This is a genomic window from Laceyella putida (assembly GCF_042665195.1).
GTDB classification, from domain to species: Bacteria; Bacillota; Bacilli; order Thermoactinomycetales; family Thermoactinomycetaceae; genus Laceyella; species Laceyella putida.
Genome location: NZ_JBHTBW010000008.1, coordinates 49,379 through 64,927 on the forward strand (window position 1 = coordinate 49,379; position 15,549 = coordinate 64,927).

At 44.6% G+C, this 15,549-nt stretch carries 15 protein-coding genes; 4 read left to right on the plus strand and 11 right to left on the minus strand.

Annotation, left to right across the window (positions count from 1 at the left end; translation table 11 throughout):
• Window positions 1–186 precede the first annotated feature (186 nt).
• From ACFQNG_RS03945 to ACFQNG_RS03965, 5 genes are all read right to left on the minus strand, one after another.
• On the minus strand, window positions 187–2,166 hold the full coding sequence (locus ACFQNG_RS03945; protein ID WP_379863556.1) for an acetate--CoA ligase: 1,980 nt from the start codon (window positions 2,164–2,166) through the stop codon (window positions 187–189).
• Between the two features lie 229 nt (window positions 2,167–2,395).
• On the minus strand, window positions 2,396–2,683 hold the full coding sequence (locus ACFQNG_RS03950; protein WP_379863557.1) for a hypothetical protein: 288 nt from the start codon (window positions 2,681–2,683) through the stop codon (window positions 2,396–2,398).
• Between the two features lie 4 nt (window positions 2,684–2,687).
• Window positions 2,688–3,656: an acetyl-CoA carboxylase carboxyltransferase subunit alpha gene (locus tag ACFQNG_RS03955; protein ID WP_379863558.1), complete on the minus strand. Its 969-nt coding sequence runs from the start codon at window positions 3,654–3,656 to the stop codon at window positions 2,688–2,690.
• A 6-nt stretch (window positions 3,657–3,662) separates the two neighbouring features.
• Window positions 3,663–4,496: an acetyl-CoA carboxylase, carboxyltransferase subunit beta gene (gene accD, locus ACFQNG_RS03960; RefSeq protein WP_379863572.1), complete on the minus strand. Its 834-nt coding sequence runs from the start codon at window positions 4,494–4,496 to the stop codon at window positions 3,663–3,665.
• A 218-nt stretch (window positions 4,497–4,714) separates the two neighbouring features.
• Entirely contained in the window at window positions 4,715–5,974 is a 1,260-nt protein-coding gene (locus ACFQNG_RS03965; RefSeq protein ID WP_379863559.1) for an adenosylhomocysteinase, read from the minus strand.
• Window positions 5,975–6,834: 860 nt separating this feature from the next.
• On the opposite strand from ACFQNG_RS03965, the gene loaP reads away from it, so the two are divergent.
• Entirely contained in the window at window positions 6,835–7,437 is a 603-nt protein-coding gene (gene loaP / locus ACFQNG_RS03970) for an antiterminator LoaP (protein ID WP_379863560.1), read from the plus strand.
• Window positions 7,438–7,580: 143 nt separating this feature from the next.
• Here the strand turns inward: loaP and ACFQNG_RS03975 are convergent, their stop codons facing one another.
• A complete protein-coding gene (locus ACFQNG_RS03975; RefSeq protein WP_379863561.1) occupies window positions 7,581–8,126 on the minus strand; it encodes an SRPBCC family protein in 546 nt (181 codons plus the stop codon).
• 844 nt (window positions 8,127–8,970) lie between these two features.
• Here ACFQNG_RS03975 and ACFQNG_RS03980 point away from each other — a divergent pair.
• Window positions 8,971–9,135, plus strand: a complete 165-nt coding sequence (locus ACFQNG_RS03980; RefSeq protein ID WP_379863562.1) for a hypothetical protein — start codon at window positions 8,971–8,973, stop codon at window positions 9,133–9,135.
• Between the two features lie 305 nt (window positions 9,136–9,440).
• On the plus strand, window positions 9,441–10,274 hold the full coding sequence (locus ACFQNG_RS03985; RefSeq protein WP_379863563.1) for a zinc-dependent metalloprotease: 834 nt from the start codon (window positions 9,441–9,443) through the stop codon (window positions 10,272–10,274).
• Window positions 10,275–10,536: 262 nt separating this feature from the next.
• Here ACFQNG_RS03985 and ACFQNG_RS03990 read toward each other — a convergent pair whose 3' ends face one another.
• The 3 genes from ACFQNG_RS03990 to ACFQNG_RS04000 all read right to left on the minus strand — a co-directional run bounded on the left by ACFQNG_RS03990 (window position 10,537) and on the right by ACFQNG_RS04000 (window position 12,943).
• Window positions 10,537–10,776, minus strand: coding sequence for a hypothetical protein (locus tag ACFQNG_RS03990; protein ID WP_379863564.1), 240 nt, complete (start codon window positions 10,774–10,776; stop codon window positions 10,537–10,539).
• Window positions 10,777–10,805: 29 nt separating this feature from the next.
• Window positions 10,806–10,991, minus strand: a complete 186-nt coding sequence (locus ACFQNG_RS03995; protein ID WP_379863565.1) for a hypothetical protein — start codon at window positions 10,989–10,991, stop codon at window positions 10,806–10,808.
• Between the two features lie 614 nt (window positions 10,992–11,605).
• Complete coding sequence (locus ACFQNG_RS04000) at window positions 11,606–12,943, minus strand: APC family permease (RefSeq protein ID WP_379863566.1); 1,338 nt, start codon at window positions 12,941–12,943, stop codon at window positions 11,606–11,608.
• A 275-nt stretch (window positions 12,944–13,218) separates the two neighbouring features.
• Between ACFQNG_RS04000 and ACFQNG_RS04005 the strand changes: the two genes are divergently transcribed.
• A complete protein-coding gene (locus ACFQNG_RS04005) occupies window positions 13,219–13,386 on the plus strand; it encodes a hypothetical protein (protein ID WP_379863567.1) in 168 nt (55 codons plus the stop codon).
• A 98-nt stretch (window positions 13,387–13,484) separates the two neighbouring features.
• On the opposite strand, the gene ACFQNG_RS04010 is transcribed toward ACFQNG_RS04005, so the two are convergent.
• Both ACFQNG_RS04010 and ACFQNG_RS04015 read right to left on the minus strand, forming a co-directional pair.
• Window positions 13,485–14,885, minus strand: a complete 1,401-nt coding sequence (locus tag ACFQNG_RS04010; protein WP_379863568.1) for an NAD(P)-dependent malic enzyme — start codon at window positions 14,883–14,885, stop codon at window positions 13,485–13,487.
• A gap of 4 nt (window positions 14,886–14,889) precedes the next feature.
• Window positions 14,890–15,276, minus strand: a complete 387-nt coding sequence (locus ACFQNG_RS04015) for a hypothetical protein (protein ID WP_379863569.1) — start codon at window positions 15,274–15,276, stop codon at window positions 14,890–14,892.
• Between the last annotated feature and the right edge of the window lie 273 nt (window positions 15,277–15,549).

Consider the following 15,549-nt stretch of genomic DNA (forward strand, 5'->3'; position numbering starts at 1 on the left):
ATCCATTATATTTTCAATTTTAAAAATACGTGAAAAGCAAGGGTTGAATGTTCGTTCCCCGACTCAGCCAAAACCCGCTCATAATACCACTTGTAAGGGCAAGTGAGAAATATGCAAAGGAAAAGCCAGAGGCTGGTGATCGTGCCTCCGGCTTTCAAATGGTCCTTGATAAAGGGATAAGAAAAGTCAGACATTCCCCTTCGCTTTTTTTATGCTTTTGCTCACGTTATCGATGACATGGGGATCTTCAAGTCCTGTTACATCCCCCGTTACTTCTCCTTTGACAACCATTTCTTTCAATAGGCGACGCATGATTTTGCCGCTGATGGTTTTCGGCATTTCATCCAAGAAATAAACGGTTCCCGGTCTGGCGATCTCTCCGATTTTTTCCACGATCCTTTGGCTTATCTTTCTTCTTAATTCTTCTTCGTCTGCGGGAACGCGTTCGGTCGTTTTTGCGAATACAACCGGAATTTCCCCTTTGATTTCGTCTGGAATCCCTATGACCGCCGCTTCCGAAATTCCGTCACATTCCATGACCGCGCTTTCCATCTCCATCGTGCTGAGCCGATGTCCCGCCACGTTAAACGCATCATCGGAACGACCCACGACCCAAAAATGCCCATCTTCATCTTTCAACGCAATATCGCTGGCAAAGTAACAGCCTTCCACTTGGCTGAAATACGCTTTTTTATAACGATCGGGTTGTTTCCAAAGCGTTCTGCAAAGCATGGGGATGGGCTTTCGCATGACCAGATTTCCCAGAACCCCAGCAGGCACGGAATGGCCGTTGTCATCAACCACATCCATGGACGCTCCCAAAAATTGAATCCCCGCCGAGCCCGGTTTCATGGGAGTCAGCCAAGCGGCCCCCGCTATTGGACATCCCGCAACCTCCGTCTGCCCCCACGTGTTGTTAACATAAACTTTGTTGTTCCCCAAAACTTCCCGAGTCCAATGCCACGTTTCCGGGTCAAAGGGTTCACCCACCAACGCAATGACATCGAGGCACGACAGATCGTAGGGCTTCAATGCCTTTTTCCCGAGGCTTTTTAACATGCGGAGCGCTGTGGGTGCGGTAAACAGTTTGTTCACACGATACCGTTCAATAATCTGGTAAAAACGATCCGGTTCAGGATAATTGGGGGCGCCCTCATACACCACTGTTGTGACCCCATTCGCCAAAGCGCCGACGATTCCCCATATATGCATCGTCAGCCAACCGATATCGGCAGTACACCAAAACGTATCATCTTGATGATGATCCATATGGTATTTTGCGTAGATGTAATTTTGCACCACAAAGGCCATCCCGGAATGAACCACCCCTTTTGGATTGCCGGTTGTCCCGCTGGTATAAAAAACGATACCCGGTTCATTGGCTTCAACAGGGACAGGCTCACATTGAATCCCGGCGTCTCTCATGAGATGATGCCACCAGAAGTCCCTGCCTTCCCTCATATGAACACCGTGTTCCAAACGATTTACGACAACGATCGCCTCAACACCCTTGATCGATGGGATGATTTGATCCACTTTGTCCTTCAAGGGAATGGTCTTTCCCCTGCGGAGGGCCGCATCCGCCGTTACGATCAGCTTCGGTTCAAAATGAATAAGGCGATCTTTTAAGGACTCCGTTGAAAATCCGGAAAAAATGGTGTTATACACCGCACCCAAGCGGAAGCAGGCCAAGACCGAAATCACGGCCTCCGGCAGATTAGGAAGGAAAATGGCCACCGGATCCCCTTTTTTCACTCCAAACCCTTTTAAAACATTGGCAAAGCGATTCACTTCCGCCAAGAGCATATTGTACGTGTAGAAACGCGTTTCACCATTTTCCCCTTCCCAAATTAAGGCCGCTTTATTGCCAGCTCCTGATTTGATGTGTCTGTCCAATAAGTTGTAGCAGGGATTGCTGATGCCGCCCGTGAAAAACTGAAATTCCGGGAAATCACCTGTCATTGTTTCCTTCCAAGGCTGAAACCAATGCAATTCACGTGCTACCTCTTCCCAGAAAACGAGGGGATTTTCCCAAGATCTCTTTAACAACTCTTGGAAAGCTTCCACACTGCCCAGATGAGTCTCCCGAACCTTTTCGGGATTCGGCTCCACTAACCGGCTGTTTTGAACGACATCCCGTATCCCTCTGATTTCATGATCCAACACTGGCTCATCCCTCCAATGGAAAGTGTCGATTTATTCCGGCAATTACGAATGGAAGGCCTGGGGCGGCTGCGCGTATCACCACTCAATGAAAGCCCTTACATTTTGTGGCGAGTTGGGTGGAATGCGATGAAGTAACATCACGGATAAGAATAATTGATTAAACGGGCGAATTCATAACATTCACTATATATTCATTATAAATCAATTCGATCAAAAGAGGTAAATTTCCTTATGTTTGGCTCAAAGGAGGGGTTGTGAACATGTTAAAAATATTGATAAGCAGCTTAAACTTATCCATAGAAAATGGAAAGAGCATCTTCCTGACCGAGATCATCAGGCGGACAACTGGATGAGTGGAAATAACCGTTCTGAGCGGAATGAAAGGGAGATGGGGGAATTTAAAATGAAAAATAGAAGGGGGCGGCAAAAACCAAGCAAATCGTTCCAGCGAAACTCTCAAGCTCACTTCTTGGAAGGCATGGCTCCGAAGGAGCCTTCCCTGCTCAATCTCCATCATTTCATTAACCGCTTTGCAACACAGAAGCATATATTCCTATCTTATTATATTTTTCATATCTCTCTCTTATTATTTCTTCAACACTTTTGTATTTGAATAAACGCAAGGCATTGGAAATCGCATTCTTCAAAAAATACGCCTGCAAATCGATATCGTGGTGCGCGCCACCGCTTGGTTCCGGCACCACGATATCCACCAGTCCCAATCGATGCAATTGATGCGCGGTGATGTTTAAAGCCTCCGCCGCTTGTTCCGCTTTTCCGGCATCACGCCATAAGATGGCTGCGGCTCCTTCCGGGGATATGACTGAGTAATAAGCGTTTTCCAACATCATGATTTTATTTCCAACGCCAATGGCCAACGCTCCCCCGCTGCCACCTTCACCAATCACAATGGTGATAATGGGAACAGACAGGCTAAACATTTCCTTGAGATTTCGCGCGATCGCTTCGCACTGGCCTCGCTCTTCCGCTTCTATCCCCGGGAAAGCGCCTGGCGTATCAATGAAACAGAGGATGGGACGTCCAAATTTATTTGCCTGCTTCATCAAGCGGAGCGCTTTTCTATAACCCTCAGGATGGGGCATGCCAAAGTTGCGCGCGATCTTCCCTTTCGTCCCTTTTCCCTTCTCATGGCCGATTAGAGTCACAGGCTGTCCATCAAACATGGCAATGCCCCCAACAATAGAAGGATCATCACCATACAGCCGGTCTCCATGCAACTCCATAAAATCCGTAAAAATCCTGTCCACATAGTCCATCATGGTCGGTCGCTCCGGATGCCTGGCGATCTGGACTTTCTGCCAAGGGGATAAATGATGGTATATGTTTTTTTGCAAGTACTCAACCTTTGATTCCAATCTTAATAGTTCAGCTTCAATGTCCAGTGAATGTTCGCGCGAATAATGCTTCAATTCCGATATTCTGCGTTTCAATTCCACAAAAGACTTTTCAAACGAAAGTGAATGACTCACATGAAATCACCTCTTTTTGTGCAAATTGAGAATCTTCCCCAAGGTTTCCCGCATCATGATCCGGTTAACCACCTGATCCAACTGACCTTTCGCCAACAAAAACTCAGCGGTTTGAAAATCATCGGGCAGCCGTTGCCGGACCGTCTGTTCAATCACGCGCCTTCCCGCAAAACCAATCAACGCCCCCGGTTCGGAAAGGTTAATGTCCCCCAAAGCGGCAAAGCTGGCAGCGACGCCACCTGTTGTGGGATAAGTCAATACAGAGATGAATAGGATGCCTTGCCGATCCAGCATCTCTAAAGCGGCACTGGTCTTGGCCATCTGCATAAGGGAAACGATCCCCTCTTGCATGCGCGCGCCACCGGAAGCGGAAAACAAAATGAATGGATAGCATTTATTCATCGCTTGTTCACAAGCCCTTACAATCTTCTCGCCCACAACCGCCCCCATGCTTCCCATGCGAAACCGGGAATCCATCACGCCAAGAATAACAGGATGCCCATCGATTTTGGCCTCGCCCGTAACGATCGCTTCATTTAACCCGGTCGTTTTCATATCTAGTTCCAACTTGCTCTTATATTGCGGAAAGCCGAGTGGATCTACAGAAATCAAATCGTGATCAAATTCACTGAAACTATGGTCATCCACAGTGTAACGGATCCTTTCTGCCGCTGTTAAAACAAAATGGTATCCGCAGGCTTTGCACACTTTGAGATTCTTCTCAAGTTCTTTCTCAAGAATGATTGCCGCGCAATTCCCACACTTTTGCACAATCCCCTCGGGTATATCCTTTTTTTTGTTTGGGCCTTGCGGAAAAACCTCCTTTTTTGCTTTGGCCATGGGCGTGAACTCCTCCTCTTCTTCAACGCATTCTAATTCGTCCCGTTGTGTTTGATGTGGCGGTACACCCACTCCATAAGAAAAACAACCAATCCGCTTCCGAGAGTCCAACTGGCCATGTCCGCCCACTTTTTCAGGCAAAACAAAAAATCCTGTTATTATAGCAGGATTTAACATGTTTCTACTCATTTCTATGTGATTGGGAATGGCGCCGTTGGCTATTCGGACCAGCTTTCTAGGTAGGCCTTTTGTTCAGGCGTCAACGTGTCAATGCTTTTCCCAAGGGCTTCCAACTTATAGCGCGCCACCAATTCATCCAGTTCATACGGCACATTCAGGACGGCTTTGCCAATCGATTCATGGTTTTTGTTCACGTACTCCAGCGCCACCGCCTGAAGCGCAAACGTCATGTCCATAATCTCCGCCGGATGGCCGTCGCCCGCCGCCAAGTTCACCAAGCGCCCTTCAGCAAGCAGATACAACTTGCGGCCGTCCGCCATAACAAATTCCTCGATATCTTTGCGGACAACCCGCTTGGACGTCGATAGCGCTTCTAAGTCCACTCTGTTCACTTCGACATCGAAATGGCCGGCATTGGAAAGGATGGCTCCATCTTTCATCACTTTGTAATATTCCTTGCGCAGGATGTCACGGTTTCCGGTCACGGTGACAAAGTAGTCGCCATGCTTCGCCGCTTCGTTCATCGGCATCACTTCAAAACCGTCCATATACGCTTCAATGGCCTTGATCGCATCCACCTCCGTCACGACCACTTTCGCCCCCAATCCTTTGGCCCGCATCGCCACCCCTTTGCCACACCAACCATATCCGGCCACAACGACCGTTTTCCCTGCCACCACAAGGTTCGTGGTGCGGTTGATACCGTCAAATACGGATTGGCCAGTGCCGTAACGATTATCAAACAAGTATTTGCAGAAGGCATCATTGACCGCCACCATCGGGAACTGCAGCTTCCCCTCTTTTTCCAGCGCTTTGAGGCGAAGGATGCCCGTCGTCGTCTCTTCCGCTCCGCCACGCACTTGGGACAGCAGATCCTGCCGCTCGCTATGTAAAATTGTAACAAGATCGCCCCCATCATCAATAATCAAGTCAGGACGCGTTTCCAGCGTTTTGAGCAAATGGTCTTTATACTCCTTCGGGGATGGGTTGTATTTGGCAAACACGCGAATCCCATCTTCCACCAACGCCGCGCATACATCATCCTGCGTCGATAACGGATTGGAGCCGGTAATGGTCACTTCCGCTCCACCCGCTTGTATCACCTTGGCCAAGTACGCGGTCTTTGCTTCTAAATGCAGGGCGATGGCCACTTTCAGTCCGGCGAAAGGTTGCTCTTTTTCAAACCGTTCACGGATGCGATTTAAAACGGGCATATGCTCTTTAACCCAAGCGATCTTCAGATGGCCATCGGAAGCCAACAACATATCCTGCACAATGCTCTCTTGTGCTGTCTTCATTTCATGTCCTCCTTTCATTTCACAAACCATTTAATCGTGCAAAGGAATCGGAAATCATAGCATACGTATCCCATGTCGTCTGCAAAAAAGCGCACACAATGGATGATATTTATATAAACCCCCAGTTCTTCCAACGCACCGCAACGTCGATTGGAGTTCATTGGGAGATTTTCCGCTTATAACTAATTCAGCCATTATCACCTTAACACCAAAACAATAACATGAAAACAGTTAAAATCAAAATAATACGATTATACAATTTATTAAATTTATATTAAAAGTACGTATTATTTGTAAAAAATATAAACCTTGTGCCTTTCAACGCGACGCCAAAACGCCGATTAGATTTTTTGATACAAAAAAGACCATAAGAAAAATGAATCATATTATATCCGCGATATAATCTTATTATAATAATTTATAATATTAAATAAAATCAGATTTGTCAACAAACAAAAATTAAACTTAAATTAAGCTTTCCTTTATTTTTATAATCATAAAAACAAGAGCGGAAACAGCTCATCAAGCCTAGAAGCTATTTCAAAACCATCTTTTGGATGGAGAAATGGCTATTGCTTCACTTGTCCATCGGCGCTCATCGGGAAAAGGTTTTTCCGCTCATCAACGACTTTTGAAATAACTTGTGATAAAAACGCGTCTCATCCGCAAATTATACTAGCCGATATAAAGGTTAATAACGCATTTTTTAAATATAATTATCCCTTGAATAATACACATACAATTAATAATATTTTATATTAACACACTTTTAAACAAATAGGTCGTTTTGTATAATATAATCATAGTTTTACCTAAAAAACACAATAACAAATAATTATCTTTTCTTATGGAGGTCTGATATGAACTGGTATGCTTTATTTGTTAAAGTGGGTCATGAAGACGATGTTTCCAAATTAATACTAAGGAAATTAACAAACAATATAATAAGGTGCATCGTACCCAAACGAATGATTCCGGAGAAGAAAAATAATTATGTAAAACACGTTTTGCGCCCCTTATTTCCTGGGTATGTATTTATTCAAGCAAAAATGACCACCAGCCTATACTATAAATTAACAGATATGAAAAATATCATCAGATTATTGAACCACGGTTACCTATATCAGGCCAAAGTGAGACAACAGACTCCTCCGAAGTCAGAAAAGTTGGATTTAGATAAATATTATTTTTGTGATATTCCCCAACAGCAAATGGATCCCATTCTGAAACTGATCGACAAAAACGAAATCATCGGGTATTCGCAAATCTGTTTGAAAGGATCAAAAGTCATTGTAAATTCAGGTCCACTAAAAAACATGGAAGGAATCATCAAAAAAGTCGACAAGAGAAAAAAAAGAGCCAAAATAACCATGGAATTTTTGGGAAAAACCACTTTGATAGACGTCGGAGTTGAAATTCTTCAAGATGCGGTCAAGCCAAACCCTCGGCCAAGAAACGAATAGGCAGAGTTTAAGATGTGAGGAGGAGCAAATGAATCAAAAACGGAATTCCATCTAACCGGGTGACAAAAATAAAATTCAAAACCGGTGGTGTGTCAGAAAAATCCGCTTGACCATCACCGATTTTGAATTCAAAATAATTTTAATTAAATGTAAGAATTAAAAAAATCCGAATTATCCTGATCCATTCCTTCACAATTGACGGATTGCCGGTACATCCTCTCAATTTGCTCTTTTACAATAACGATCTGAATTTCACTCATTTTGTTAATATATTCCTCGACCTGTTCCACGTTCACATTTGACTTTGGGTCCACATCAAATTCTTTTTTCCATGTCATCACCGTTAGATAATCATTCATCGGGTCATATGTTGATTTGATTTTTATATAGGATAAAGGATAGGGGTCTTTTTTACTGAAAAAAACTTGATAATGATCTTCATCGATGTGACAAAGTATCGTCCATGCATGACCATTCCCTTCTTCATCCGGGGATGTTTGTAATACAAATTCAATTCTGTCATCCCCTTTTGAAAGAACCTCCACTTTTTCAAACTGAGTAAATAAACTGGGCCATTTCTCAATATCGTTCATCAGGTCAAACACATAATCGATTGGAGCATGAATTTCAATGGAATGATGGGTCTTCCCCGGCATTGGACAACATCCCTTTCTTTCATTGTCAACCATTGCCGAACCACTTCAATACCCCACAAACAATCTAAAAACATATCGTCATATTAAAATACCATTGCACGACAAAAAATGGCGGTCATGGTTATACCACCCGTCAATATGCAACAACGAATATGCGGACACGACCTTTTCACAGTTGCACAAGGAACACGTATGATGGGAGAGGCTTGTCTTTTGAGCAGGTTTCCACACTCAAAAGATGATGATACCGAGAAGCATACATCCAACAACGGATCTGGAGGACTTGTGGAGGAAGCCTGTAGCCATGGGCGAATGGATCTTTCGTTTAACTCAGGGTCGCTGGGATGAACTCATTTCATCATGTTTACCATCCTTCATCACGCAATGCGAAAGGACATAACGAAAAACAAAACGCGGCTGGGCAGGGTTGACTGTGCCATCAGGGCATACTTCTCCCCATTCGCCTGCAAGCGTGCACACTACCTTCATTCATATAAACCTCCAAGTTTCTCAAACGCGCCGAAACGTCGATTAGAGTTTCTTGGAAGCTTTAAATCCACTGATGCAACGACTGCGATATTTATTGAATTGATCATGCGCAACCAAGGTTAATCATTTAATTTGATATTATTTATAATATTACATAAAATATAATTTGTCAATAATCACAAGAAAATCTATGATTAGGGTGTAACTGGTGATCTGCGTCTACGATGATTTGCCGATAGAATCCCTTAATCATCCCACTTCTCGAGCTGCGCAAGCAAGGATTTGCCTTCTTCCGTCTCCCGAAGGGTTTGCAATTCCGCCTTAAAGCGCACATCTCCTGCATCCCCCATCCTTTAGCGATTGTCCTTTCCATGCCGAAGCTTCCGAAGTGAAATTGACCACGCTGAAACATCCCCAAGCCATGATGGGGGAAATGGCGGCCAAAAAAATAGTGGATGCGATTGAAAAGAATCCACAAGGGCTGGAGAACATCTCATCCATTCTGTACAAGCCGAAACTCGTCATCAGAAAATCAACGCAAGCGGTTACTTGACTCACTCGCGTTAGCATCATCCTTAAACATCTATCACGCTATTGGCAAATGATCCGGTGCAATAAATCTTGCTACCCGATATTTTATTTTATGACTCATGAACTTTTCATCCCTTATGAAATAAGTTGGTATGATGGAAAAATATATAAAACGATATAGTTATAAATCAATATAAGCATATATATACAAAAACGAGGAATTATGTTTATTCAAATAATAAATTTTTTATCATATGAAAGGTATTTTATATAATTTAATAGAATATAACCTTTGTTTCTTATAACATCATGAAGGAGAGTGGCTCCATGAGACGGAAACATTGGTTGATTGGCTCAATCGCCTTGGGAATGACTTTCTTGCCTTCATTTATCCAAGTTCACGCAGAGCAGTCACATTCTCACTCCCATGCAGACACGCACATCACCACGATCGATAAATTCGGTCAAAAGGTACAAATCGGCGACGCTTTGCCCAAAGCCAAAACCATTGGCAAAGAAAAGTTTGATCAACCAGCCAAAATCGAAAGCAACAGCACAGCCGTCATTCTGAACGAGAAAAAACAAGTTGTGGGCCAGAAACAAATCAAGAAAAATACGGCATCCAATAAAGTGACGGCGGCCGCCACCCGTACTGTCACCGTGCTGGTCACAGCCGATGAAGAATACCGCGCCGCCCATCCCGACTGGCAAACGCTGACCGCTAACATCGTTGAAAATGCGGATAACGGCTTCCAGCGTGATCATGCTATTGATTTTCAAGTCCAAGCCTACGGAAACTGGACTTCATCCGGATCAAATAGCTCGGCCATCCTGTCGGACTTGGACCGTGATTGGAATACGGGCCAATATGATTTCCTTGTCGGATTTACCAAAGACGCCAACTTCGATGCGGGTGGGATTGCCTATGTCTACAGTTCAGCGCCAGCCGGAAGTGCCGTCAGCGTAAACTTGGATCAAGGAGCGACAGCTACTTGGCACGCAGCGCAACACGAATTTTCCCATAATTTCGCAAACAGTCATGATCCTCAAGGAAGCGGAATCCAATGCATCATGAATTACGACTATTCGTATAGTGTCGATTTCTGGGATCAAGCTCACGATGATCAAATCGAACTGAATGAAGGATGGTACGGATTCTAGATGAGACAGTAGATTGCCTATGAACTAAAAATAAAGGGTCAAACAATAGCTGGATTAAATGAACAATCCAGCTATTGTCGCGGATAGGATGCATTCGCTTCTAATTGGTTGGCCTATCGTTGTCACCTAGGGATTTTATTATACCGATTAAGCGAACCATCGTTCCCGTTTATCGAATGGTAAATATCGGATGAACGAAATAATATATCGACCTGCTGCTAACAAGAAAAGCCAGCTACAGGGTGAGATGTAGCTGGCTTTTCTATTGGCCATTCGCCTTTTTTTCCTTTTCTAAGCGGCTGACACGCTTAGCCAAATGCGTCTGCTGCGCACCCAACAGATTGATTTTCGCTTCGTGAATATCGTGTTTCCCCGCAAATTCTATCTGATTCTCCAGAATATCCTCTGCTGACATGCGAACCACATTCTCAACGCTGTCAAAGCGCTCGGCCACCACTTGGCGGAAGTATAGTGAAAACGTAGGCCAACTCCTGGCAAACATCTGGTTAGATCGTATTTGTTAGAGAATTATTATTCTGTATTTTTGCCCTTTTGGTTCTTTTGTGATGAAATTTCTTTTAACCTAGAAAAAACCCATTCTCTTTTCTGTTTCGTTAATCGCTTTCTTATATACTCTTCCGGTACGTTTAAATACTGAGATATCGCTTTAGTCTTTCCTGAATTTTTTTTCCTTCCCTCTTCGTTTTGACGATTCATTACCCATTTCCACTCCTAAAACATTATTTTCTTTTTTTAATTTATGCAATCTGCCGCACTATTCCTTTTTGTTTGAAAAAAGAGTGAACGATCGCACTTGAGCAATGCCCCATGGCTTCATCCCTTGTCCCTGGTTCCGCATTTCGTACAAACCAGTGAAGATGCGAGGAAAACATGGACAACAATGATCATTTGCCGAGAAATCTAGAAACTGAGTTGCCGGATCCCCTTGAGCGTCTGCCGGAAATGACTCCGACACCACCTGATCCCATATTGGGAGAGATTCATTCCCCACCCGAAGAACCTCCCCCTCTTGACCTTCATTCAGAACCTTGAGAACGGGTTCCCCATCTTTTGGCAAACCGGAAATTGGAACGGATTTAAGATGACTTGAAACCAAGATGAAAGGCTCTTACGTTGTGCATATGAACACAACGTAAGAACCTTAATCTGGAGGTCCTACACCCGACTTCGTATGTCAGATCATGATTTTGTCAGATGGCATTGAATACCAGGAGGCAGGCCAAGATAAAAAGACCAATTCCCTACATAGTATACGAAAGAACGATCCCTCATGATCGTCTTGATTTGCTACCGGATGATCCTTGATTCGTTTACTCCCCATGGACTGATTTCTCAAACCACTTTGCCTGATATCGCCGAACCAACCAGTATACTGGCAAACCGGCTAGAGTGGTGAGAACGACGATCAAGCTGCCAACCATGTCATTCATCAGCGCACTGACGATCACAAACACAGAGCCGGCGATGGCAACCATCGGCACAAACGGATACAGGGGAACGCTATAAGGGCGATCAGCTGGTCTCTTCCGTTTGCGCAGAATAAAGACAGCAACAAATGCCATCAAATAAAACAAAAAGGTCGCAAAGACGGCAATGTCCGACAATCGGTTCGGATCTGCCAACAACATCATAACTATAGCTAAAACGACCTGCGTCACAATGGAATAGACAGGGGTTCCCCACTCAGTGTGCACTTGCTTCAAATATCGGGAACCCGGCAATTGCCCCCGTTCCGCCATGGAATATGGGATGCGGGGGAAGGTTAAGATCTTTCCGTTGAGACAACCGAAAATAGAGATGATAATACCAATGTTGACCAACTTCCCTCCCATTTCCCCAAACAAGAACGTAGAGGCTGTGCTTGCCGCATTTTCCCCAAGTTTCACAATCTCTGCGGCTGGAAGGATGTGCAACAGCGCAAGATTGACGAGCAAATAAACCATAGTCACCACGGAGATGCCCAAAATGATCGCTCGTGGCAAGAGTTTGGCGGGATTTTTCATTTCCCCTGCGACAGAGGCGACCATCATCCAGCCATCATAAGCAAACAAGGTGGCAACCACCGCCGCACCAAAACTAAGTTCCAGCGAAGAACCGGCGGAGACCCCAAAGATCGTTGAGTCCCCTTTCCACAAACCGAACAGCACAATCAGGACAATGGGAAGCAGTTTGGCGATCGTCGAAACCAGTTGCACACTGCCACCGTATTTGGTTCCCAACATATTGACGAAGGCCAAAAACATGACAAAGCCGATCCCGATCAGTGTCATCCACTCTTCCCCCACACCAAACAAATGGGCAACGAGACTTCCCAGATAGAGGCCTAATGCGCCGATCACCGCAGGTCCATAGACAATCGTTTGCATCCACCCGCACAGATATCCCCAGCGCTCGCCATAGGTCTCTTCCAGATAAACATTAATCCCACCCGTTTTGGGAATTTGCGCCCCAATTTCCGCGATGGTCAATCCGCCGGCAAGAGTGATGATCCCCCCTATCACCCATGCCAACAACCCCATCGTGGAATCGCCGGTTTGACCGAGTACAACGCCGGGTTTCATAAAGACACCGGATCCAATCACCGTCCCGATCACAACAGAAAGTGCAACCATAAAACCGATATCTCTCTTCAAATATTGCTCTGCCATCCGCTCGTGTCCCCTCTCGATAGACATTTGTTTATTAAACAAGTATATTTTTATGCATTATAGCACGTTATTTCGGAAATGATTTTATTTAATTTATTTCGAATATAATTATACAAAAAAACGACTATATCCGCACTGAATGAACCGAAAATACATAAAAATAAAAATAAAAATAAATGAATCAAATCTCTATCCTTCGTCTCATGCTCCGCAAAAAATGGAATGAACGATTGCAAAAGATAATAACGCATGCCAAATTTTTCAGGAGGGAAACCATGTCAAAGAACGACGATAAACCAAAAAAAGAAGAAAACCTAAGGGACATTCAGTTTGTCACTGATCATTTCGATGTGTTTGATGTCGCCGTAAAAATGGATGGCATCGAGGAGGATCCTGATCCGAAAAATGACATTAATCAATTAAAAAGCAGCTCCAGTGAGTAACTGGAACTGCTTTTCTTTTTGATCCCGCACCCGAGTTGCCGAGTTTCATCTTTCTTTTGCTCTTCTTTCTTTCCGATGAAACCCCATGCGCTCTCCTTTTACCAACTTCTCTGCAGGCTTGTCTCCCATCCCTTATCAAGACGGGAGACATTTGTATCATGGGCAGCTTTTATCACCGCATCTCGCACCTTTTTGACAACATCCGGATTAAAAACATCAGGGATGATATAGTTTTCGTTTAATTCTTGTTCGCTAATCACTTCGGCAATGGCACGGGCTGCCGCCAATTTCATCGCCTGATTGATCTCCGTGGCGCGACAATCCAACGCACCGCGAAAAATGCCCGGAAATGCCAGCACATTGTTGATTTGATTGGGAAAATCAGATCTTCCCGTAGCCATGATCCGCACATGGGGCGCTGCGGCAACGGGTTCAATTTCGGGGATGGGATTGGCCAACGCAAACACAATCGGATCACGGTTCATCTTTTTCACATCATCAATGGAGAGGAGATTGGGCGCGGAAACGCCAATGAATAGATCCGCCCCATCAATCACATCGGAGATGGTCCCTTTCAGGTTTTCGGGATTGGTGTGTTTGGCGAACCAAAGCTCGTTGATTCTGCCAAAATCCCCTCCGCGGTAAATCGCGCCCTTACGGCCGACCCCGATAATATTTTCCACCCCCGACTCCCGCAACATTTGCCCGCATGCCACTCCAGCCGCACCGACCCCAGAGATGACCACTTTCAATTCTGTTAATGATTTGCCAACGATTTTCAAGGCATTTAGCAATCCTGCCAAAACAACCACAGCCGTTCCGTGTTGGTCGTCATGGAATACAGGGATATTCAATTCCTGTTTCAATTTTTCCTCAATGATAAAGCATCTTGGCGCTGCAATGTCTTCCAAATTAATGCCGCCTATCCCGGGAGAAATGGCTTTAATAATATGAACAATTTCCTCTGTCTCCACCGTATCAAGACAGATGGGGAAAGAATCGATATCGGCCAATGCCTTAAAAAGGATCGCTTTTCCCTCCATCACTGGCAAAGCGGCTTTGGGACCAATATTCCCAAGTCCCAGCACAGCCGTTCCATCCGTAACAACCGCGACGGTATTTTTCTTCATCGTATAGGAATACACCCGGTCTTCCTTGTCACAAATCGCTTCACACACTTGAGCCACTCCCGGAGTATAAACGTGCGAGAGAGTAGCGCGGTCATTCAAGTCGATTTTGGGGTGAATCGCTATTTTCCCGCCCAAATGGGAGGAAAAAACCTGATCCGAAACATCAACAATCCGTCCCTCCGCCACAAAAGACAAGTAATCCAACACGGCCAAAAAACGCGAATGGTCCGTGAATGTGAATTCCACGATATTTTCCGTGCTTTCACTCACCGTTACGGCCGTCCCAGCCATTTCCTCGATTTTTTTGCAAATTTGCCAAGAAGGAGTGGAAGACAAACCATGTTGCCAACTAATTCGCCACATAGACATCGATTTAACCCCCCTCACCATCACGTTTGATTTGGACGATCCGATCCCATCCCCATTCATGCCGGGTATGAAGCAAATGCCGAATACACGGATGATGGGAATGTTTTCGCAAAAAATATTGTTGCAATGCTTCTTCAACAACAGGTAGTTCCGAGATATCCCCAGCCTGTATCCCACGTTGGACCATCGATTTCAATTTCCTGAAAAATTCGGTATCCTGCTCATTATCTCCGCATGAACAACCTTCTTTGATATGCGCCTCCATTTGACCCATCATTCCTTCGATCTCTTCATTTACCTCCTTCATCAGACCAACATTCCAGTACTCGTGATATAACTGCTCCCATACACGCAGCCCGTGATCATGGGAAACCAACCCTTTGTGGGACAACATCACCCTCACCTCTGTTATATTATAGTTTGTTATTTTACAATCTATTATAGTACAGAGAGAAATGATTTTCTATATTTTTCTGATATTTCGGCTTATTAATTAAATGAACAAGACACAAATCGGACAAAAACAAACCGCTTGTAAACACCGTTACCGAGGCAACAAACGGAAAATCGCCTGGTCAAGTGTAACATGACCAGGCGATTGAGAATGTTGACAAACCCTGCGAATCAACTTTGTTGATCGCAGGGTTTTTGTATATAAAAGGGA

What these genes read in the sequence shown, in the direction of transcription:
- ACFQNG_RS03950 (WP_379863557.1), bottom strand. Translation starts at nt 2,683, where the DNA reads ATGATGGAGATTGAGCAGGGAAGGCTCCTTCGGAGCCATGCCTTCCAA.
- accD (WP_379863572.1), bottom strand. Translation starts at nt 4,496, where the DNA reads ATGGCCAAAGCAAAAAAGGAGGTTTTTCCGCAAGGCCCAAACAAAAAA.
- ACFQNG_RS03965 (WP_379863559.1), bottom strand. Translation starts at nt 5,974, where the DNA reads ATGAAGACAGCACAAGAGAGCATTGTGCAGGATATGTTGTTGGCTTCC.
- loaP (WP_379863560.1), top strand. Translation starts at nt 6,835, where the DNA reads ATGAACTGGTATGCTTTATTTGTTAAAGTGGGTCATGAAGACGATGTT.
- ACFQNG_RS03975 (WP_379863561.1), bottom strand. Translation starts at nt 8,126, where the DNA reads ATGGTTGACAATGAAAGAAAGGGATGTTGTCCAATGCCGGGGAAGACC.
- ACFQNG_RS03985 (WP_379863563.1), top strand. Translation starts at nt 9,441, where the DNA reads ATGAGACGGAAACATTGGTTGATTGGCTCAATCGCCTTGGGAATGACT.
- ACFQNG_RS03990 (WP_379863564.1), bottom strand. Translation starts at nt 10,776, where the DNA reads ATGTTTGCCAGGAGTTGGCCTACGTTTTCACTATACTTCCGCCAAGTG.
- ACFQNG_RS03995 (WP_379863565.1), bottom strand. Translation starts at nt 10,991, where the DNA reads ATGAATCGTCAAAACGAAGAGGGAAGGAAAAAAAATTCAGGAAAGACT.
- ACFQNG_RS04000 (WP_379863566.1), bottom strand. Translation starts at nt 12,943, where the DNA reads ATGGCAGAGCAATATTTGAAGAGAGATATCGGTTTTATGGTTGCACTT.
- ACFQNG_RS04005 (WP_379863567.1), top strand. Translation starts at nt 13,219, where the DNA reads ATGTCAAAGAACGACGATAAACCAAAAAAAGAAGAAAACCTAAGGGAC.
- ACFQNG_RS04010 (WP_379863568.1), bottom strand. Translation starts at nt 14,885, where the DNA reads ATGTCTATGTGGCGAATTAGTTGGCAACATGGTTTGTCTTCCACTCCT.